Source organism: Chryseobacterium sp. SIMBA_038 (assembly GCF_046535115.1).
In the GTDB taxonomy this organism is placed as follows: Bacteria; Bacteroidota; Bacteroidia; order Flavobacteriales; family Weeksellaceae; genus Chryseobacterium.
In genome coordinates this window covers 99,202-118,735 of sequence record NZ_JAWRXH010000005.1, presented here as the reverse complement: position 1 = coordinate 118,735, position 19,534 = coordinate 99,202, and the positions used below count along the sequence as shown (strand labels likewise).

Here is a 19,534-nt window from a genome sequence, read left to right as displayed (position 1 = left end):
TTAAACAACAAATGTGCCAGACTGCTCAATGTCAGGTGTTTTTTTGGAACTGAAGCGTGAGTTAATGGTTTTTGGATCTTATTATTTTAACGTTTTAATGAATAATTTTATGATATTAAATAAATAAAAGAATAATAGAAACTACAAGTCCAGCAATGGTGAAAATCATTCCCCTTTTGAACGCTTTTGTCTTTGGGTTAAACATCCAGAAACTTGATATGACAAAGAAGAATAATGCTATGCCAAAAAAGGTATTTAAGGGTGATAATGTGCCTTTCGATTGCGCTTTGTGAAGTTTTGTCATCTTATCTAAAACAAAAGGAAGCTCTTTTTTTGAGTATTTCGCTTCACCTGTAACAGAATTATAAGTTCCCTGTTTGAATTTTAAAATATCACCCTCAGTTTTTTCTACTTCGAAGTTTTTCATTTTTAATTCCTTGCCTAATTCTTTTTCATTCAGATTTTTAGCAATTGTTTTTTCATACTTTTTTTCTTTTTTCAGAAAATCAGTATCTCTGTAAACTAATAAAACACCGCTTACCGCATAAACCGCCATAATTCCTGCAAGGAAATATCCTAAATAACGGTGGGTAATTCTCATGAAAGTTCTTGTGTCCTTAATCTTATCCATGTATCAATATCTTTGTTTATTAAATTTCAAAAGTGGAAACTGCAAAAATGCAACTTCCACTTTGAATGATGAAATTATTAATAATATTAAATTATTAAAGTTTATATGTTAATGTGAAATAGTAATTTCTAGGCGTAATAGGGTTTACAGAATAATTTTCGTGAACATTGTAATTGACAACATCAAATAAGTTACCCACTTTTCCTTGGATTGAGAATTTGCTCCATTCGTAACCTAAACTTAGATCAAATGTGGTAAAGCCTTTAATGTCAATCATTCTTGTAAGTTGTTTTTGACCTTTTACATCATTCCATCCAGCCTCTCTATCACCTGTGTAGAATGCTGTTGCTCCAATTCTTAAACCTTTTGCAAAGTCTTTAAATGTGTAGAAAATAGATCCACTTGCTGTGACTGCAGGTGTTCTTACTAACCTTTGGTCTTCAACAAAGCCATTATCTGGAGTTTTTGTATAGACTGTATTGTTATATGAAATTCCTCCGATTAAAGATAAATTTTTAGTTGGATTTCCGGTAATATCTAATTCAACTCCTCTACTTCTAATATTTCCGGCATAAACTCTGTAAAGAGCAACACTTCCGCTTGGCAAATAAGGCGCTGTGTATGTATCTCTGTTGTTAATTTGGTACGCTGTTAAGTTTACTGCTATAGCATTATTCCAAAGATTTTTCTTAACACCAATTTCATATTGATCTACTGTTGAAGCTTTCAATGCACTTCCTGTTTCGTCGAAACCTGTATTTGGAGCGAATGAATTGGTATAAGTTGCAAATACAGATATGTTTTCATTCGGGTTATAAATTAAACCGACTTTTGGAGAAAAAGCTGTTTCTTTAGTTCCGCTATTTGGAGTTGGTAATTCTGTATTATTTAAGAAATCTTTTACTTCAGTGTCATCATTTTGGATACTAGACCAACGAATTCCTGCTAAAACTTTGAACTCTTTTGTAAGACTGATCAAATCTTGCGCATACAAACCATATCTTTTTGTAACAATTCTGTTTCTTGTAGATCTTGTTGTATTTGGCATAGGTCCATCATTCGTCCATGTTGATGGATCATTTAAATATAATACGACAGGTGTATTAGCGTCAATCTTATAAGCATAGGTATCAGCTTGCCCATAATCTCCATCAGTACCAATTAATACTTTATGATTAATACTTCCTGTATTAAATTCTCCATTTACATTAATTTGTAATGAAGTATAGTTTTGCTCATTGTAGCTTCTTCCTAAAGGTCTAGACCAAGATGGGTTTAAATTATTTTTTGAAGAATCAAAAGCCCATTGTACTCTTTCTGTGGAGAAATAATCTTTGGTGTAATTTTGATACGCTGCAACAGCATTTAAACTCCATTTGTTGCTGAATCTATGATTTAATATTACATCAGCAGTTGCCTGTTCGTTAGTTTGATATTGCCAATTGGTACCAAAAAATTGTTTTCTGTCAACCTCAGTTGCAAGTCTTGAGATCCCTGTAGCATTGTCAGTTACACTTCCTATACCAAAATCAGGAGTGAAATTATGTTGAAGATAATCGGCCTCTACTATCAATTGTGTGTTTTCGCTTAAGTTAAAAGCAAAAGACGGATTAAAGTAATGCTTCTTAGATTCTACTAAATCTCTAAAACTTTCTGCATATTCATATGTTCCGTTAATACGGAAGGCTACATTTTTACTTAATGGGCCATAAATATCTACCGTAGGTTTGTAAGAATTCCAGCTTCCAGCACTAAAACCTAACATACCTCCAAACTCAAATCTTGGTTTTTTGGTGATAAGATTTATTATTCCTCCGGGCCCTACGTTTCCATAAAGCATTGCGTTGGAACCTTTTAAAACTTCAACTCTTTCTAAACCTGTTACTTCAGGAAAAACTCCACTGTTAACTTTTGCACCATTTTTGAAAATATTATCATTTCCAAAGGTAAAACCACGTCCTCCAAAACTGTCCTGAGAACCACCTCTCGCTGAAGTAAGATAAATTCCATTTACATTTTTAATAACATCCCCCAATTGTTTTGCCTGTTGCTGCTCAATAATATCGTGACTGATGATAGCAATTGGCTGTGGCGTTTCCATTACCGTAAGGTTTGACTTGGTAGATAATGGTTTTGCTTTATTTGGATTTCCAGTTTTATAAAGATTTACATCTTCAATGGTCTGGATTCTAATTGTATCATTTTCAGGGGTAAACTTCATTTGTGCACTGGCTGTGGCTGCCAATACAATGAAGCCTAAGGTAGTAATTTGTCTTTTCATTTTTACTTAATTTAGAGTGGTTTTAAATAAGGTGCAAATGTAGGTATTCAGATAATGTTATTTAGACTAATTCAAAATAAATGTTGTGATTTTTGTCATGTTTTTAATGAGTAATGAATTGTCTCTATGAATATTGTAGACTATTCATCGGGAATTTAATTATGAATATATTTGTTTAAAATTAAAATTATGCAATTGGTAAAAGTTGGACTTTGTGCTTTTGGAATGAGTGGAAAAATTTTTCATGCACCATTTTTAAAAGAGCATCCGGGATTTTTTATGTTGGCTGTTGTGGAAAGAAGTAAAGAAGAGTCAAAAGAAAAATATCCTGATGCGACAATCTATAAATCGGTAGAAGAAATGTTGACTAATGCTGATATTGAATTAGTTGTAGTAAATACGCCTGTTCAGACCCATTTTGAATATGTTAAAATGGCTCTTGAAGCAGGAAAAAATGTAATTGTTGAAAAACCTTTCACGGTAAATGTTACTGAAGCTGAAGAATTGGTGAAATTAGCCGAAGAAAAAGGATTATTTCTAAGTGTTTATCAAAACAGAAGATTTGACCGTGATTTTCTTCAGGTTCAAAAAATAATGAGTGAAGGGAAATTGGGTGAAATTAAAGAAACTGAAATTCGCTTTGACCGTTTCCGTACAACAGCAAGCGGAAAAGCACATAAAGAAGATCCTCAGGCAACTGGTTCTGGTTCGCTTCATGACTTGGGATCACATTTGGTAGATCAGGCAGTACAGTATTTTGGTTTTCCTGAAAAACTTTTTGCTGATGTATTTTCAATGAAAGGAGAGGAGTTTGCGAATGATTATTTCGAAATTCTTTTGTATTATAAAAATAACTTACGAGTAAGATTAAAATCTTCTGTTTTCAGTAAAGAAGCACATTACGCTTATATGATTCATGGTGAAAAAGGAACTTTTTTACAGGAGAGAACAGATAATCAGGAAAATGAATTGGTTGCAGGATCAATTCCTGTTTACGGTAAAGACTGGACGATTCCTTTAAATGATACTGACGGGATTCTAAATGTTTTAAGTGAAAATTCAGAAACAGAAAGAACACTTACTTCAAGCGAACCAGGAAATTACATGAATTACTATCAGAATATCTATGAACACATCGTTTTCGGATATTATTTACCTTCGCCAGCAGGAGAAATTATTCAGAATATGAAGATTATTGATGCTGCTTGGGATAGCTCGAAACAAGGCAAAGTAGTTGAATTGTAAGAGAGATTTTGAGTTGGAGGGTTGGAGAGTTTTAGAGTAGGAGGATTGGAGCGTTTGTGTATTACATTAAGTTTTAAAAACTTGATGCTGATGACAAGAATTATAACATTCTCACCCTAAAATCCTAAAACTCTCCAACTCTAAAACCCTCCAACCCTAAAACTCTCCCACTCAATTATATCTCCTGAAGCTCCAACCATCTCATTTCGTGGTTTTCCAATTTCTCAGAAATCGCTTCTAATTCTGCAGAAAGTTTAGCGATTTTATCATATTCGCTTTCATTATTAAGTTGCTCAAGAATCTTGGCACGTTGCTCTTCCAATTGAGGAATTTCCTTGTCAATAGTTTCCAATTCTCTTTGTTCTTTAAAAGAAAGTTTTCTTTTTGTAGCCTGTGACTGTGGTGTTGAAACTGGAGCAGGAGCCGAAACAGGAGCTTCAACTTTTTTCTCTACAACAACTTTAGGACTTTTTTCTTCTAATTTTAAATTTTCTCTGTATTCTGAGAAGTTTCCGATAAAATCTCTGATTTTTCCTTCTCCTTCAAATGCTAAAATATGGTCAACAATTCTGTCCATAAAATATCTGTCGTGAGAAACAATAATCAAACTTCCCTGGAAGTTCAATAGGAAATTTTCCAATACCGTCAATGTTGGAAGATCAAGGTCATTCGTAGGTTCATCAAATATCAAAAAGTTTGGATTTTGATATAAAATATACATCAAATGCAGTCTTCTTTTTTCACCTCCCGAAAGTTTTGAGATTGGTGAATATTGGGTTTGATCGTCAAATAAAAATAACCTCAAAAACTGCGATGCAGAGATCGTTCTTCCGTTCGCTAAAGGAAAGTTTTCAGAAATTTCTTTGATGAAATCAATAACTCTTTCGTCTTCCTTATACTTAAGTCCTTTTTGCGAAAAGTAACCGAATTTTATAGTTTCTCCGGTTTCAATTTCTCCGGAATCTTTTGGTTCAAGACCTTGAATGATATTTAATAAGGTAGATTTTCCCGCACCATTTTTTCCTACAATTCCTACTTTTTCACCTCTTTGGAACTGATAACTGAAATCTTTTAGTAATAATTTATCTCCATAACTTTTAGAAATATCTCTAAGTTCCAAGATTTTATTTCCAAGCCTTTTCATTTCGAAATCAAGTTCCAGAGATTCTTTTCTTGTATCGGTTTTAGCTATTTTTTCAGTTTCGTAAAAGTCATCTTGTCTGGATTTCGATTTTGTCGTTCGTGCTTTTGGTTGTCTTCTCATCCACTCCAATTCCTTTCTGTAAAGGTTGTTGGCTTTGTCGATGGTAGAATTCATATTATCCTCACGAATCATTTTATTTTCAAGATAAGTCGCGTAAGAACCATTGTGGAAATACAGATTTTTATCTTCCATTTCCCAGATAATTCCACAAACAGCATCTAAGAAATATCTGTCGTGAGTTACCAATATTAAAGTGATTTTAGCCTTACTTAAATAACTTTCCAGCCATTCTACCATTTCCACATCAAGGTGGTTAGTAGGCTCATCCATGATAAGTAAAGTGTGACGGTGCTCTGCTCTGGTTTCAGTTAATAATTTTGCCAACGCAACACGTTTGATTTGTCCTCCGGAAAGGGTTCCCATTTTCGCATCCAGCTCTGTGATCTTCAACTGAGACAGAATTTGTGCCATATCATTTTCCAGATCCCAAGCTTTATGAATTTCCATTTCAGCTAAAGCTTTTTCAATGAAATCATAATCTGTGGAAAGTAGCGATTTATGGTAATTTTTCAATGCCTGAATTGGCGCTGAATCAAGCGTCATCATAAATTCGTCGATTGTTAAGTCAGAATCAAACTCGATTTCCTGATCAAACAAAACAACCTGAATATCTTTATTAATAACTACAGTTCCGCTGTCTGCAATTTCTTTGCCCATCAAAATTTTAAGAAGGGTAGACTTTCCACTGCCATTTTTGGCAACAATGGCAATTTTGTCTCCTTCATTTACATGAAAAGAGATATTTTCGAACAAAACTTTGATGCCATAAGATTTGGTAAGGTTTTCGACAGAAACGTAATTCATTGGAATGTAATGGTTTGATTTAAGAATTCAATTGAGCGGCAAAAGTACGAAAATGTAACAAGAAAACTTTTAAATAAACTAATACTAAAAAATTATTAACATGATAAAAAAACTATCCTCAATTCCCAAAGAAAGCTATTGGGAGTATTTTATTTTAGTGGCAAGGTTTTTACTGGCTGCTACATTTTTCAGCTATGGATACAGCAAACTTATTGAAAACGGACAATTTGGAATCTCACCTCAGGAAATGGCAACCCCAATCAAGGATTTATCTTTATTTAGAGTGATGTGGTATTTATTTGATCATGAGCCTTTTAAATCAACGATCGGGATTATTCAAATGATAGCCGGAATTTTACTTCTTTTTAACAGGACTGCAATTTTAGGAGTAATGTTTTTTATTCCTATTGCCGCTAATATTTTATTAATGGACATTAGTTTCATGCCTGAAGGTTTAGCAATGGGCTTTACAAGAAGGTTTGTTTGGTATTTTATTTTATGCTTTTTAATCTTATGGAATAATAAAGAAAGAGTGAAAACCATCTGGAATGCTATGATTAAGAAATTCTCAATGAAACTTAGATTCCCAATATTAATATATTTATTAGTTCCTCTATTTGCGCTGATTCTAGAGATCATACCAGGGATTCCACAGTTACTTTTTTATTTTTTTACCGAGCCAAATAAAAGTTTAAACTCCATCAAACAGGTATTTCATTTGTTGTTTTAGTATTTAATGTTAAAATTATTAATTTACTTATTGAAATCTTATTAAATGTGTTTGAATTTTGAATTAATTTATAATTGTATTGATTTTTAATGTAGATTTGATATAATTAATTAAAATACAAAACTATGATGCAAATTAACTTTTTGGCTATTGCGGTAGCCGCATTAGTACCCCTAATTATGGGATTTATCTGGTACCATCCAAAAATTTTCGGAACTGTTTGGATGCAGGAAGTGGGATTAACTGAAGAGAAAATGAAAGGATCAAACATGGGATTTGTCTTTGTTTTCGCATTTATCCTCTCTATTTTGATCGCTTTTTTCTTACAAATGATCACTATTCATCAATTTGGAGCTTTAGGAATGATTGGTGGAGACGAAACAAACGCAAAACCTTCATTTTTTGCCTTCATGAAAGACTACGGAATGGCTTATCGCTCTTTTGGTCATGGTGCTTTGCATTGTTTTATGGCCGGGGTTTTATTTATATTTCCACTTACGGCAATCAATGCCATGTTTGAAAGGAAATCCTGGAAATATACCTTCATTAATACAGCATATTGGACGATAACGATCACAATCATGGGTGGAATTGTCTGCGGTTGGTATTCTCCGGAAGGTTTTAATTGGGTTACACAAAAATAAAATTCTAACGATCGAAATTATAAGGCTACATTTGTGGCCTTTTTTATGTTATATAGCTCTCTGTGCAGTTGAATACTTTGTTTTTAAATATAAGTCAGACATCCATGTTCAGGTTAATCTAGTATATTCTAAATAGTAGCTTTTATTTTGCTTTTGCTTATTGCAAGCATAAACAAAGATAGATTGAAAAATAAATCATTTAATTAAAGAAAAAACAAAGCTCATTCGTTTATGTAAGTAAAACGAAAATAAAAACTATGGATTATCAATTATTTAAAATTTTACTTCCAAAATACACAACGGGTGCCATATAATTTAAAGATATATAATAGTGTTTCGGAGCTGCCTTTACAATGGAAAGCTGTAATTGGAAATCACAACATCATGCTTTCTAAGGAATATTTTCATGTTTTGGAATCGTCTAAACCGGATAACATGCAATGTTATTATATAGGTTTTTTCATTGATAATGAATTGATTGGCGGTGCTTTATTTCAGTATTTAAATTTTAAAAATCATGCTACTTTTCAGAAAAATGAAGTTTGGTGCAATATCAGAAATTTCTTTGGAAGAAAATTCAGCAAAGATGTTATGATCCTGGGAAACAATATGTTGACAGGGCAAAATGGATTTTATTTTGATGCTTCTAAAATTACTTTAGAACAAGTTATTCTGCTTTTGGATAAGGCGGTTCAGAAAATGCAAAAAGAAATCAGAAAAACATCTTTGATCATTTATAAAGATTATCAGTCTAATTTTGTGAAGTATTTCCAAGATAAAAATCATCAATCCTATTTCAGATTTTCAGTTCAGCCAAATATGATGTTGAAAATAAAAGAAAAATGGACTGTTTTTGAAGATTATTTAAATGATTTTTCCAAGAAATACAGAACAAGAGCCCGCTCTGCCAGAAAGAAATTTGAAGGAATTGAAAAATGTGAAATGAATTTTGATGATATAAAAAAACATCAAAAAGAAATGAATCTTCTCTATCAAAATGTAGCCGAAAATGCTCCTTTCAATACTTTTTTTCTTGCTGAAAATCATTTTGAAAGTATGAAGGAAAATTTAAATCAAAATTTTAAAATCTTTGGATATTTTTTAGATCAAAAATTAATCGGATTTTATACTTTAATTCTCAATAGCGAAGATATTGATACATACTTTTTAGGCTACGATAAAGAGCTTCAAAAAGAAAAGCAATTATATCTGAATATGCTTTTAGACATGGTGGAATTTTCAATTAATAACAAGTTTAAAAGAATAATTTTTGGAAGAACAGCCCTGGAAATAAAATCAACCATTGGTGCAGAGCCGATTGAAATTTTCGGGTTGATAAAACATAATAATATTCTCATAAATCAGTTTATTGGAAATATATTTTCGTCACTCAACCCTAAAACTGAATGGATTCAGAGAAAACCTTTTAAATAATAATTATTTCAATTAATTTATTTTTAGCGGAATCATCTGTGTAATCTGTGGTTTAAATATAAAATTAGAATCATATTTGAGTGATTTTTTATAAAACATTTAACAAGATAGGTGGTAAATTTAATAACCTGTTGGGAGCTTTTAATGAAATAAATGAACATTTTTGTGTCAAACTTTTACCATGAAAAAACTCAATACTTTATTTCTTATATTTTTTACTTTTTATATAAACGCGCAGGTTGTTTCTGGAACTGTTTTCTCCAAAGAAGAAAATAAACCAATTCCATACGTGAAAATTGGTGTCGAGAAAGAAAAGACGGGTGTTATTTCAGATGAAAAAGGAAATTTTTCAATCGATCTTTCCGGAATTGATGAAACTCATAAAGTAAAAATAGAAGTTCCCGGCTATGAAAATTATTCAGAATCTGTTCAGAATTTTTCTAAACAAAATTCTCAGAAAGTTTTTCTAAATGAGAAAGTTAAAAATATCCAGGAAGTAAAACTTGTACCTAAAAAGCTAGTTGATAAAAACTGGGGCGTGAATACCAAGACGAAACACGTGATGTACTCAGTAAATCCACAATTTCGAAAAGAAGATTTCTTGGGAGAAACTGCTTTGGAATTTAATGCCAGCAAAAGATCTAAGATTAAAAATATTAACTTAAATATTGCAAGTTATAAATCAGATAAGCCAGTTTTAATGCGTTACAGTATTTACAGCGAGAAAAACGGTTTTCCGGATAAGAATATTTTAGAGGAAGAAATTACTGTACAATTAACGGAAGATATGGTAAAAGACGGAGTTTTTTCGTTAGATGTTAATCACTATAATATTTGGGTTCAGGGAAAATTTTTCATTGGAATTCAATTTTTAAAGGAATTTGAAGGTAAAATAAATATCAGTGCAGCATTATTTCGAACAGGCTTTTTAAGAAAATTTTACGGAGATTGGGAGAAGATAACTTTGGCAGCTCCCGCAATAAATATTGATGTAAAAGTTGATAAAAACGGAAAGAATGTAAAAGATGAAACGGCTGTTTCTGATGAAAATCTTACAGACCTTATTCCTGATCTAAGCAAATATAATATGGAAAAAGAAAATTCTATTTACGGTAAAAATTCTTCTGTAGGAAAGGTTTTAAAGCTGAAAAATACAGATCTGTATTATGAAATATATGGTGAAGGAGAGCCTTTGGTTTTACTTCACGGAAACAGCGGAAGTATTCAAGAATTTTATCAGCAGATTCCTGAGCTTTCTAAATATTATAAAGTAATTGCTGTCGATACAAGAGGTCAGGGAAAAAGTACAGATTCATCAAAAACCGATTTTACCTATAAAATTTTCGCGGATGATGTAAAAGCTTTGGTTGACGAATTAGGTTTGAAAAAAGTAAATATCGTCGGATGGAGCGATGGCGGAAATAGCGGTCTTGAGTTTGCCCTGAAATATCCAGATCATCTGAAAAAGCTTGTAACAATCGGAGCTAATGTTTTTCCGGAAGGAGTAGATTCACGACTTTTGCATAATATGAAAACTCAGCTTCAGGTTTTTCAGGCTGAAAATGATCCTGCCAAATTCAATGAAATACGTTTGCTGAAAATTATGCTGAAAGAACCGAATATCACGAAAAATTCTTTAAATAAAATTCAAAATTCTGTTTTTATAATTGCCGGAGAAAATGATGTAATCAAAAAAGAACATACGGAATTTATAGCGAAACAACTTCCAAATTCCGAGCTTAAAATCTATAAAAATGCAACACATTTTATTCCTTTAGAAAACCCGGAAGAATTAAATGCTGATATTTTAGAATTTCTGAGAAAATAATTTAATCTATCGTCAATCTTTTCAAAGACCATAAGCTTCCATTGTAAATGTCCAAATCTACCTTGGTGTTGATTCCGTGAACGATTCCGCTTTCTGTAAACTGCCAGAAATCCCAATTGCCCTCTGGAGATGGAGTAGGAACATCATTATAATTAGCCAGCCAAAGCGGATAATCATCAAATTCGCCTTTTAAAAAATCTTTATAATAATGATAATAGGTATAAATAATTGGTTTTTCACCGTAGGTTTCCTCGATAATTTTGCACCAAACTTTTAAATCTTCAATTAATTTTTTGTTGGTTTTTCGCTTCGGAATTTTTTCAATATCTAAAATTGGGGGAAGATCTCCGCTTTCCAATTTTACATTAGCCAAGAAATTATTCGCCTGAATTACAGGATCTTCATCAGCTCGGTAAAAATGATAAGCACCACGAATTAATTCATTTTTTTTCGCCTGCTGCCAAAATTCTTCAAAATGTTTGTCGGCATTTCGGTTGCCCATTGTAGCTCTCATCACAACAAAATCCAACGGAATAGTTTTGTTGCCGATACTCAAACTGTCCCATTTTATATCTTCTCGATTTTGATAATGAGAAATATCAAATCCGTACGTTTTATCGAGATTATTGCTAAGAATTTTTTGAATTCTTAATGTTTCCCTTTCGTTATTATGGAGTTTTTTATGACTGAATTTATTAAAATATAATGCGTAATAATAGCTTATCGATTGTTTTAAGTACAATCCCGTTCCCAATAAAGCAACAAATAAAATGGCCAAGACAATTTTGCGACGGAAAAAATAATTTTTTCGCCTGTTGTCGTGAATCTTTTTGGCAGTTTTTTTGGTGTACTTTTTTTGTGTCATAAAGTTTTGCAAAACTAACTTTTTAACGACTAAAATGCTAAATAAAATCAGTAAATTTGTATAATATGGAAACACGCGAAAAGATCATCATTATAGGAGGAGGATTTGCGGGATTACAACTTGCAAAAACGTTGAATAACAAGAACAAAAAGGTAATTGTTCTGGATAGAGTTAATCATCATATGTTTCAGCCGCTCTTCTATCAGGTAGCGTGTGGGAGGATAGAACCTTCCAATATTTCTTTCCCGTTCAGGAAAATTTTTCAGCAGTCAAGAAATACTCAGTTTCGTTTAACGGAAGTTCGGGAAATTGACGCTGCCAACAATAAAGTGATCACCGATGAAGCCGAATTTACTTATGATAAATTGATCATCGCGACAGGTTGTAAAACTAATTTTTTCGGTAATAAAGATCTTGCAGGAAGAGCTTTCGGAATGAAAAATACTCAGGAAGCGATCGGAATCAGAAATCATGTTTTGATGACTTTTGAAAAACTGATTATTGAAAAAAGCCGAAGTGACGATGGAAACTGGAATATCGTGATTGTAGGAAGTGGACCGACAGGTGTTGAGCTAGCCGGAGCTTTCGCGGAAATGAAAAAAGAAATTCTGCCAAGAGATTATCCTTACATGAATTTTGATAATCTAAAGATCATTTTAATAAGTTCTACAGAAAAACCGCTTGCCGTAATGAGTCCTGAAGCTCAGGTACAATCTGAAAAGTATTTGAAAGATCTTGGAGTAACTTTCATGAGCGAAGAATATGTTACTGATTATGATGGTGATAAAGTCCACATGAAAAGCGGGAAAACTATTCCGTCAAACAATGTGATCTGGGCGGCAGGAGTTACCGGAAATGTTGTAGACGGTTTTCCAGAAGATAAATTAAACAGAAACAGATATATTGTTGATCGTTTTAATAAAATAAATGGATACGATAATATTTATGCAATAGGAGATATTTCCTACATGGAAACTCCAAAATATCCACAGGGGCATCCTCAGGTTGCGAATGTGGCCATTAATCAAGCAAAAAATTTAGGTAAAAATTTCTTGAAGAAAACTTCCAATGAATGGAAGGAGTATGAATACGAAGATCAGGGATCTTTAGCAACCATCGGAAAACACAGGGCAGTTGTGGATTTACCATTTATAAAATTCCAGGGCTTTTTTGCTTGGTATTTTTGGATGTTTTTACACTTAATGTTGATTTTGAGTGTAAGAAATAAACTTGCAGTGTTCTTCAACTGGATGTGGAGCTATTTTAATAAAGATTCATCTTTAAGACTAATTATTTTACCGAATAAGAAAAACGAAACATTACAATGAGAATTGATATCATAAGCGTACTTCCTGAGTTGATGGAAAGCCCTTTTCAGACTTCTATTTTGAAAAGAGCGGTAGATAAAGGATTAGTAGAAGTACATTTTCACCAATTGAGAAATTGGTCAATTAATAAACACAGACAGATTGATGATGAGCCTTACGGAGGCGGAGCAGGGATGGTGATGATGATCGAGCCGTTGGATAAATGTATCTCGGAGCTTAAATCTCAGAGAGAATATGATGAAGTGATCTATCTGACGCCGGATGGAGTTACTTTAACTCAAAAAATATCCAATACACTTTCTATTAAAAACAATCTGATTTTTTTGTGCGGACATTATAAAGGTATCGACCAAAGAGTGAGAGATCTGCATATTACAAAGGAAATTTCGATCGGAGACTATGTTCTTACGGGTGGTGAATTGGCTGCGTGTGTACTTGCAGACTCAATTATCCGTTTGGTTCCCGGAGTTTTGAATGACGAGCAGAGTGCTTTAACTGATAGCTTCCAGGATGATCTTTTGTCACCACCAATCTATACAAGACCTGAAAATTATAAAGGTTTAGAAGTACCTAAAATTTTATTAAGCGGTAATTTTGCTAAGATTGAAGAATGGCGACACGACGAGGCAATGAGGATTACTAAAGAAAAACGTCCTGATTTACTCTCGAAATAGTTACTTAAATTCGTTAATCAGAAACATTTTTTTCACTTTTTGAATAATTAATTCGAAAAATGGAATAATAATTGCAATAACTGCGATTAAGATTTAAATATGATTACATAATCCTATTTATAATAGATTATTATTCTAATTATTTTAAATTTTATATACTGTTTTGATTTTGTTTTGAATGATAGAACTTGGAAATGATTAAAAATTTTAATCTAATGTTTAAAATTAGTTATTTTTATCATTAAACTGTTATTGTTTTAAGTATGAAATTAATGTAAATATATTGTAAATAAATTAACCATATTTGAAAAAAAATAATAAATTTACATATCGAAACTAAAGTATAAAGAATAGAAATGCGAGGCGATGGAGTTGTTCAGTTTTTACAATGTTGAAAATTTATTTTTGCCCGATCCTGCACCAATTCATAAATTGGATCCTACAAAATCAGGATTAAGAGGTTGGGATGATAAAAGATACAGGAACAAACTTTTAAAAATTGCACACGTATTTCAATTAATGAAGGAGGAAAATGGGGTACTGCCATTTATGATAGGTCTGTCTGAGATTTCCGGAAGGAAAGTATTGGAAGATCTTGTGGAATTGCAGCCCTTTAATTCAGAATATGGCATTATTCATTACAATTCTATGGATGAGAGAAATGTAGATGTTGCCTTATTGTATGATAAAAATAAAGTAGAAGTAATAGACTCAGAAACCATTACTTTCTTCTTTGAAATTATAGATAAAAACACAGAAAACTACGACACAACAAGAGATGTATTGTATTCTAAAGTGAAATATAAAGGAGAGATTATTAATGTCTTTATCGCGCACCTTCCCTCAAAGCGAGAAAAAGATATTAATAAACCAAAAAGAGCTTTTATATTGAACGAGGTTCGGGGGCGGATCTTGAATATAATAAATGAAAAGGAGCATGTAATCTTGTGTGGTGATTTTAACGAAAACCCAGATGATGAAAATATAGTAAAAATTCTCTATGACAACGCCAGCGAGAAGGTATTAGAAAACCCTTTCCAGCAGTTGTTTTCCACAAGAAATTATTCTACTTTTCATTATAAATCCGGATTGCTGTTTGATCAGATTATATTATCAAAATCATTATTTGATAATGTTGGTTTGTCATTTCAGGAGGCTGAAGTGTTCAACTCTGAGAAAATACGCAGTAGGAACAGGAATTTTGAAGAAAGACCCTTTCGAACTTATGCCGGTACACGGTATTTGGGTGGGTACAGCGATCATTTTCCGGTTTTTGTAAAATTTAGCGATTTATAACACAATTTTAAAAACATAAATAATTAAAAAAAGTAGAAAAAATGAAAAATTCAACAAACGCAAACTACCATTTAGATTCAATCGACAAGGAGATCATCTACATGTTGATGGATAATGCTAAAACTTCTTTAGCTCACATTTCAAAAAATGTAGGAATTTCAACAACCGCTGTACACCAGAGAATTAAGAAGCTGGAGCATGCAGGAGTTATTGAAAATTCAATATCTTTTCTGAATCCTAAAAAGATCGGATATAAAGTAATTTCTTATATCGGTGTATTTTTGGATCAGCCAAGTCACTACCCTGAAGTTGTGAAAGCTTTAAAAGAGATCAATGAAGTAGTAGAAGCGCATTACACCACAGGAAATTACACGATTTTCTTAAAAGTTCTTTGTAAGGATAATGATCATTTAATGATGATTCTTAGCAAACTTCAGAAGTTAAAAGGAGTGACAAGAACAGAAACTTTCATATCTTTGGAGCAAGGTATTTACAGACAATTGAAAGTATAACAGATTATGAATATTGCTCAATATTTGGATTCAACATATTTGAAAACTCCGGCACAATCGGGTATTTCAAACGAAGAAACTTTACAGAAAGACAAAGATCTTGCACAGGAAGCTATTGATAATGAAATTCTTGCAGTAATGATCCGTCCGGATTATGTACCCGAGATCAAAAAGTATATTCAGGAAAGGAATTCAGGTGTTATTGTAGGAACTGTAATAGGTTTTCATGAAGGAACTTATTCTGTTGATGAAAAACTTGCAGAAGCCTCAAAAGCAATACAAGGCGGAGCAGACGAATTAGATTTTGTTATTAATTATAATGCCTATCTGAAAGGAAATCTGGAATTAGTAAAAGAAGAATTTGTAAAGTGTACACAACTGTGTATCGAAAATCAAAAGGTTGCAAAATGGATCATTGAGATCGCAGCTTTAACTGATGAACAGATTGCTGATCTTACTAAAAAGATATCCAATTGGGCAGAAGAAAATTTCTCTGAAAATGATCTTCCGAATATTTTCGTAAAATCTTCAACAGGCTTTTATGAAACTACCGGTGGAAAGCCGAACGGAGCAACATTTGAAGGTATAAAAATTATGCTTGATAATGCCGGAAAACTTCCTGTGAAAGCAGCAGGAGGGGTAAGAACTCCAGAAGATGCCGAGAAAATGATCAATTTGGGAGTGAAAAGAATAGGAACTTCTTCAGCATTGGGATTAATTAAAAATCAGTCTACTTCAGAAGGATATTAAAATATTTAATTTTAAATAATAAAAGAAAAACCATCAAATATTTGATGGTTTTCTTGTTTATACTTGAGCCTGATATTCTTCGTAAAATGCTTGAGTTTGTTTAATCACTTCATCCATTTCTTCCAAAGTATATACTTCCAGGAATTTTCTTCTGAAATCTTTAAAATGAGGAATTCCACGGAAATAATTGCTATAATGCTGTCTCATTTCGATCAGTCCTAATTTTTCACCTTTCCATTCTGCGCTCCATTCTGCATGTTGGCGAACAGCTAATAATCTGTCGAAAATTGTAGGTTCAGGTAAATGTTCTCCTGTTTTAAAAAAATGTTTTATTTCATTAAAAATCCAAGGATAGCCAATCGCCGCACGACCGATCATGATTCCGTCGCAGGCATATTTTTGTTTGTATGCTAAAGCTTTTTCGGGGGAATCAATATCACCGTTTCCGAAAATTGGAATTTCAATATTCGGGTTTTGCTTAATTCTTGAGATATGTTCCCAGTCAGCTTCACCTTTGTACATTTGCGCACGCGTTCTTGCGTGAATCGTTAATGCTTTGATTCCTGTTTCCTGTAGACGTTCTGCTACTTCATCAATATTGATTGTGTGACTATCCCATCCTAAACGTGTTTTCACAGTTACGGGTAGGTGAGTAGAGCTTACAACAGCTTTTGTAAGACGTACCATTAAATCAATATCTTTTAAAACTCCGGCTCCGGCGCCTTTGCAGACTACCTTTTTTACGGGACATCCGAAATTGATATCAACAAGATCCGGGTTTACCGTCTCTACAATTCTTGCAGACATTGCCATTGCTTCTTCATCTCCACCAAAGATCTGAATGCCGACAGGTCTTTCATAATCGAAGATATCTAATTTTTTTCGGCTTTTCATAGCATCACGAATCAACCCTTCAGAAGAAATAAATTCTGAATACATTAAGTCTGCACCATGCATTTTACACAAGCGTCTATATGGAGGATCACTTACATCTTCCATAGGCGCTAACAAAAGCGGAAATTCCGGCAGTTCTATGTTGCCTATTTTTATCATGATGCAAATTTACGAAATTATAAAACATTTAGAAAAGTTGTTTTATCATGTTTAAGTTGGGAATAAAATATGTGTTAAAAATTCGTAATTGATTGGTTTTTATTTAGTTTAAAAGTAATTTATTTGTGTTAAATTAATTTATTTTGATTTTAGTTTGAATATTTTACATATATTTATAATCCAATTCAAATAACAATAACATGAAAAAAATTCTATTTTTTATTGCTGTAAGTGCTGCAGCGATAAACTTAAATGCACAAGTGAGTTTAGCTGCAACGTCAGGCACAACGACAGGAACATATACTACATTAAAAGATGCATTTGATGCAATTAATGCAGGAACCCATCAGGGAGCTATTAATATTAGCATTACTGCAAGTACTACGGAAACTGCGACGGCGGTTTTAAATGCAAGTGGAGGAACAACAAGTTACACTTCTGTTGCTATAAAACCTGCAACGGGAGCAACTCCAACTATTTCTGGGAATTTGGCAAGTTCAACGCTTGTAAGAATTCTTGGAAGTAATATTACGTTGGACGGAAGTAATACCGTCTCAGGCACAACGCGAGATCTTACATTTACCAATACAGCCACAACAGCTCCGCAGGTCATTAACTTCATAGCGACAACTGCAGCGGCTGCCAATACCAATATTGTTGTTAAGAATTTAAATATCGTTAATGGTATCAATACTTCTTCAGCTTTTATCATGTATGATGGGAATACAACACCTACGGGAGGATATTTTAATAATGTTACCCTTCAAAATAACTCCGTAAAAAAATCTTATATAGGAATGTATCTGTTTACAGCAATCGCTGCCGGTAACGGAGCAAATACTTTGGTTACAGGAAATGATTTTACTGCAACAGGCGCAGATGCGAACCGATTGGTAGGAATATATCTACAAGGATTAGACGGAGCAACAGTTACCAATAATACGATAGGAAATTTTGAAACTGCAAATACCGAAATTAAAAGAGGTGTTTGGTTTGCAACGGGAACGGTGAACTCGTCAATAACCTCAAATACAATTACAAATCTTGGATATACGGGTACCAGTACAGGAGGAGCAACAGGAATTACGGTTACATCGGGAAATACAGGAGCGTCAGCAGCTGCTAATGTTATCATAAGAAGTAATAATATTAACAATTTTACTTCAAGCGGAACGGGTACTATCTTTGCCGGAATTTATGTAGCCGGTACAGCTACGAACGGGGTAATTATCGATAAAAATAAAGTAAGTACAATTAAAAATACGAACATAAATGGCTACGGTTCACAAGGTATTTATGTAGCTTCTACAAATGTTGCTGCAAATACTTTGGTATCCAATAATATTGTAAATGGTATTTCAGGATATGGATACGCTGCAGCTGGCGGAGTAAATGATAACGGTAACGGAATTGTAGTCGGCGCAGGCGGCGGTTATAAAATATATTACAATACTGTTGTGATGGACGCGAGTCAGACCGTGGCAGGAAGACCTTCTGCATTTAATGCTTTGTCAACTGTTACTGCTGCAGGAGCAATTGATTTAAGAAATAATATTTTTGTAAACAGCCAAACACAGGCAGGTGATAGATATACAGTTTATTCAAGTTCTGCGAATACTATTTTCTCTAATATTAATTATAATGATTATTATTCTTCAGGAACAAGTCTTGGGTTTATAGGTTCTGCAAGAGCTACTTTAACAGATATGCAAACAGGTTTCGGAGGAAACGTGAATTCTCTTAATATTCTTCCTGCGTTTGTTTCTGCTACAGATTTTCATTTAGCTTCTTCGGGTAATTCTACTCTTGATAATAAAGCAACGCCGGTTCCGGAAGTTACAGTAGATGCTGATGGTAATGCCAGAAATGCAACAACACCGGATCTTGGAGGTTATGAGTTTGTTACAACAGTTTTAGCGGTACAGGATGTTGCTAAGAAGAAACTTAATTATTATCCAAACCCTGTGGTAGACTTTATCTCCATTAATGATGTGAATAAAATCAAAAATGTAGAAGTATACAATACGGTTGGACAAAGAGTGATTGTTGAAGATGTAAATTCAGATAAAGCATTAATTGATATGAGAAAAGTACCTACTGGAACTTATATCTTGAAAGTTAATTCTGAAAAAGAATCACAATCAATAAAAGTTATAAAAAGATAAAACCAAATAAGAATTAAAATTATGACCCGG

At 33.0% G+C, this 19,534-nt stretch carries 16 protein-coding genes; 11 read left to right on the top strand and 5 right to left on the bottom strand.

Annotated features, from left to right (window positions below; all coding sequences use genetic code 11):
- Positions 1 to 115: 115 nt before the first annotated feature.
- Positions 116 to 631 carry a hypothetical protein gene (locus SB689_RS15585; RefSeq protein ID WP_410693009.1) on the bottom strand — a complete coding sequence of 172 codons (516 nt, stop codon included), beginning with the start codon at positions 629 to 631 and terminating at the stop codon, positions 116 to 118.
- A 94-nt stretch (positions 632 to 725) separates the two neighbouring features.
- The gene (locus SB689_RS15580) at positions 726 to 2,912 is read right to left on the bottom strand and encodes a TonB-dependent siderophore receptor (RefSeq protein ID WP_410693008.1); all 2,187 of its coding nucleotides are present in this window, start codon (positions 2,910 to 2,912) and stop codon (positions 726 to 728) included.
- 189 nt (positions 2,913 to 3,101) lie between these two features.
- On the opposite strand from SB689_RS15580, the gene SB689_RS15575 reads away from it, so the two are divergent.
- Entirely contained in the window at positions 3,102 to 4,157 is a 1,056-nt protein-coding gene (locus SB689_RS15575) for a Gfo/Idh/MocA family oxidoreductase (protein WP_410693007.1), read from the top strand.
- 175 nt (positions 4,158 to 4,332) lie between these two features.
- Here the strand turns inward: SB689_RS15575 and abc-f are convergent, their stop codons facing one another.
- The gene (abc-f, locus tag SB689_RS15570; protein ID WP_410693006.1) at positions 4,333 to 6,225 is read right to left on the bottom strand and encodes a ribosomal protection-like ABC-F family protein; all 1,893 of its coding nucleotides are present in this window, start codon (positions 6,223 to 6,225) and stop codon (positions 4,333 to 4,335) included.
- 100 nt (positions 6,226 to 6,325) lie between these two features.
- Between abc-f and SB689_RS15565 the strand changes: the two genes are divergently transcribed.
- From SB689_RS15565 to SB689_RS15550, 4 genes are all read left to right on the top strand, one after another.
- Positions 6,326 to 6,955 (top strand): hypothetical protein, encoded by a 630-nt coding sequence (locus tag SB689_RS15565; protein WP_410693005.1) that lies wholly within the window; start codon positions 6,326 to 6,328, stop codon positions 6,953 to 6,955.
- Positions 6,956 to 7,080: 125 nt separating this feature from the next.
- Entirely contained in the window at positions 7,081 to 7,599 is a 519-nt protein-coding gene (locus SB689_RS15560) for a DUF1761 domain-containing protein (RefSeq protein ID WP_410693004.1), read from the top strand.
- A gap of 303 nt (positions 7,600 to 7,902) precedes the next feature.
- Positions 7,903 to 9,033, top strand: a complete 1,131-nt coding sequence (locus SB689_RS15555) for a peptidogalycan biosysnthesis protein (protein ID WP_410693003.1) — start codon at positions 7,903 to 7,905, stop codon at positions 9,031 to 9,033.
- Between the two features lie 181 nt (positions 9,034 to 9,214).
- The gene (locus tag SB689_RS15550) at positions 9,215 to 10,861 is read left to right on the top strand and encodes an alpha/beta fold hydrolase (protein WP_410693002.1); all 1,647 of its coding nucleotides are present in this window, start codon (positions 9,215 to 9,217) and stop codon (positions 10,859 to 10,861) included.
- A gap of 1 nt (position 10,862) precedes the next feature.
- Here SB689_RS15550 and SB689_RS15545 read toward each other — a convergent pair whose 3' ends face one another.
- On the bottom strand, positions 10,863 to 11,726 hold the full coding sequence (locus SB689_RS15545; RefSeq protein WP_410693001.1) for a glycoside hydrolase family 25 protein: 864 nt from the start codon (positions 11,724 to 11,726) through the stop codon (positions 10,863 to 10,865).
- Positions 11,727 to 11,791: 65 nt separating this feature from the next.
- Here SB689_RS15545 and SB689_RS15540 point away from each other — a divergent pair, with 65 nt between their 5' ends.
- From SB689_RS15540 to deoC, 5 genes are all read left to right on the top strand, one after another.
- Complete coding sequence (locus SB689_RS15540) at positions 11,792 to 13,054, top strand: NAD(P)/FAD-dependent oxidoreductase (RefSeq protein ID WP_410693000.1); 1,263 nt, start codon at positions 11,792 to 11,794, stop codon at positions 13,052 to 13,054.
- A complete protein-coding gene (gene trmD, locus SB689_RS15535) occupies positions 13,051 to 13,728 on the top strand; it encodes a tRNA (guanosine(37)-N1)-methyltransferase TrmD (protein WP_410692999.1) in 678 nt (225 codons plus the stop codon). Before SB689_RS15540 ends, trmD begins: the two co-directional genes overlap by 4 nt.
- A 366-nt stretch (positions 13,729 to 14,094) precedes the next feature.
- A complete protein-coding gene (locus tag SB689_RS15530; RefSeq protein WP_410692998.1) occupies positions 14,095 to 15,024 on the top strand; it encodes an endonuclease/exonuclease/phosphatase family protein in 930 nt (309 codons plus the stop codon).
- Between the two features lie 41 nt (positions 15,025 to 15,065).
- On the top strand, positions 15,066 to 15,536 hold the full coding sequence (locus tag SB689_RS15525) for an Lrp/AsnC family transcriptional regulator (RefSeq protein ID WP_066755185.1): 471 nt from the start codon (positions 15,066 to 15,068) through the stop codon (positions 15,534 to 15,536).
- Between the two features lie 3 nt (positions 15,537 to 15,539).
- Positions 15,540 to 16,286, top strand: coding sequence for a deoxyribose-phosphate aldolase (gene deoC / locus SB689_RS15520; protein ID WP_410693168.1), 747 nt, complete (start codon positions 15,540 to 15,542; stop codon positions 16,284 to 16,286).
- A 57-nt stretch (positions 16,287 to 16,343) separates the two neighbouring features.
- Here the strand turns inward: deoC and dusB are convergent, their stop codons facing one another.
- Positions 16,344 to 17,339, bottom strand: coding sequence for a tRNA dihydrouridine synthase DusB (dusB, locus tag SB689_RS15515; RefSeq protein ID WP_410692997.1), 996 nt, complete (start codon positions 17,337 to 17,339; stop codon positions 16,344 to 16,346).
- Between the two features lie 200 nt (positions 17,340 to 17,539).
- On the opposite strand from dusB, the gene SB689_RS15510 reads away from it, so the two are divergent.
- Positions 17,540 to 19,504, top strand: a complete 1,965-nt coding sequence (locus SB689_RS15510) for a T9SS type A sorting domain-containing protein (RefSeq protein ID WP_410692996.1) — start codon at positions 17,540 to 17,542, stop codon at positions 19,502 to 19,504.
- Positions 19,505 to 19,534: the final 30 nt, after the last annotated feature.

Excerpts from the sequence above, each read along its gene's own strand:
- SB689_RS15545 (WP_410693001.1), bottom strand. The coding sequence starts at position 11,726 with ATGACACAAAAAAAGTACACCAAAAAAACTGCCAAAAAGATTCACGAC.
- SB689_RS15585 (WP_410693009.1), bottom strand. The coding sequence starts at position 631 with ATGGATAAGATTAAGGACACAAGAACTTTCATGAGAATTACCCACCGT.
- abc-f (WP_410693006.1), bottom strand. The coding sequence starts at position 6,225 with ATGAATTACGTTTCTGTCGAAAACCTTACCAAATCTTATGGCATCAAA.
- SB689_RS15540 (WP_410693000.1), top strand. The coding sequence starts at position 11,792 with ATGGAAACACGCGAAAAGATCATCATTATAGGAGGAGGATTTGCGGGA.
- SB689_RS15510 (WP_410692996.1), top strand. The coding sequence starts at position 17,540 with ATGAAAAAAATTCTATTTTTTATTGCTGTAAGTGCTGCAGCGATAAAC.
- dusB (WP_410692997.1), bottom strand. The coding sequence starts at position 17,339 with ATGATAAAAATAGGCAACATAGAACTGCCGGAATTTCCGCTTTTGTTA.
- SB689_RS15530 (WP_410692998.1), top strand. The coding sequence starts at position 14,095 with ATGGAGTTGTTCAGTTTTTACAATGTTGAAAATTTATTTTTGCCCGAT.
- SB689_RS15525 (WP_066755185.1), top strand. The coding sequence starts at position 15,066 with ATGAAAAATTCAACAAACGCAAACTACCATTTAGATTCAATCGACAAG.
- SB689_RS15580 (WP_410693008.1), bottom strand. The coding sequence starts at position 2,912 with ATGAAAAGACAAATTACTACCTTAGGCTTCATTGTATTGGCAGCCACA.
- trmD (WP_410692999.1), top strand. The coding sequence starts at position 13,051 with ATGAGAATTGATATCATAAGCGTACTTCCTGAGTTGATGGAAAGCCCT.
- SB689_RS15565 (WP_410693005.1), top strand. The coding sequence starts at position 6,326 with ATGATAAAAAAACTATCCTCAATTCCCAAAGAAAGCTATTGGGAGTAT.
- SB689_RS15560 (WP_410693004.1), top strand. The coding sequence starts at position 7,081 with ATGATGCAAATTAACTTTTTGGCTATTGCGGTAGCCGCATTAGTACCC.
- SB689_RS15550 (WP_410693002.1), top strand. The coding sequence starts at position 9,215 with ATGAAAAAACTCAATACTTTATTTCTTATATTTTTTACTTTTTATATA.
- SB689_RS15575 (WP_410693007.1), top strand. The coding sequence starts at position 3,102 with ATGCAATTGGTAAAAGTTGGACTTTGTGCTTTTGGAATGAGTGGAAAA.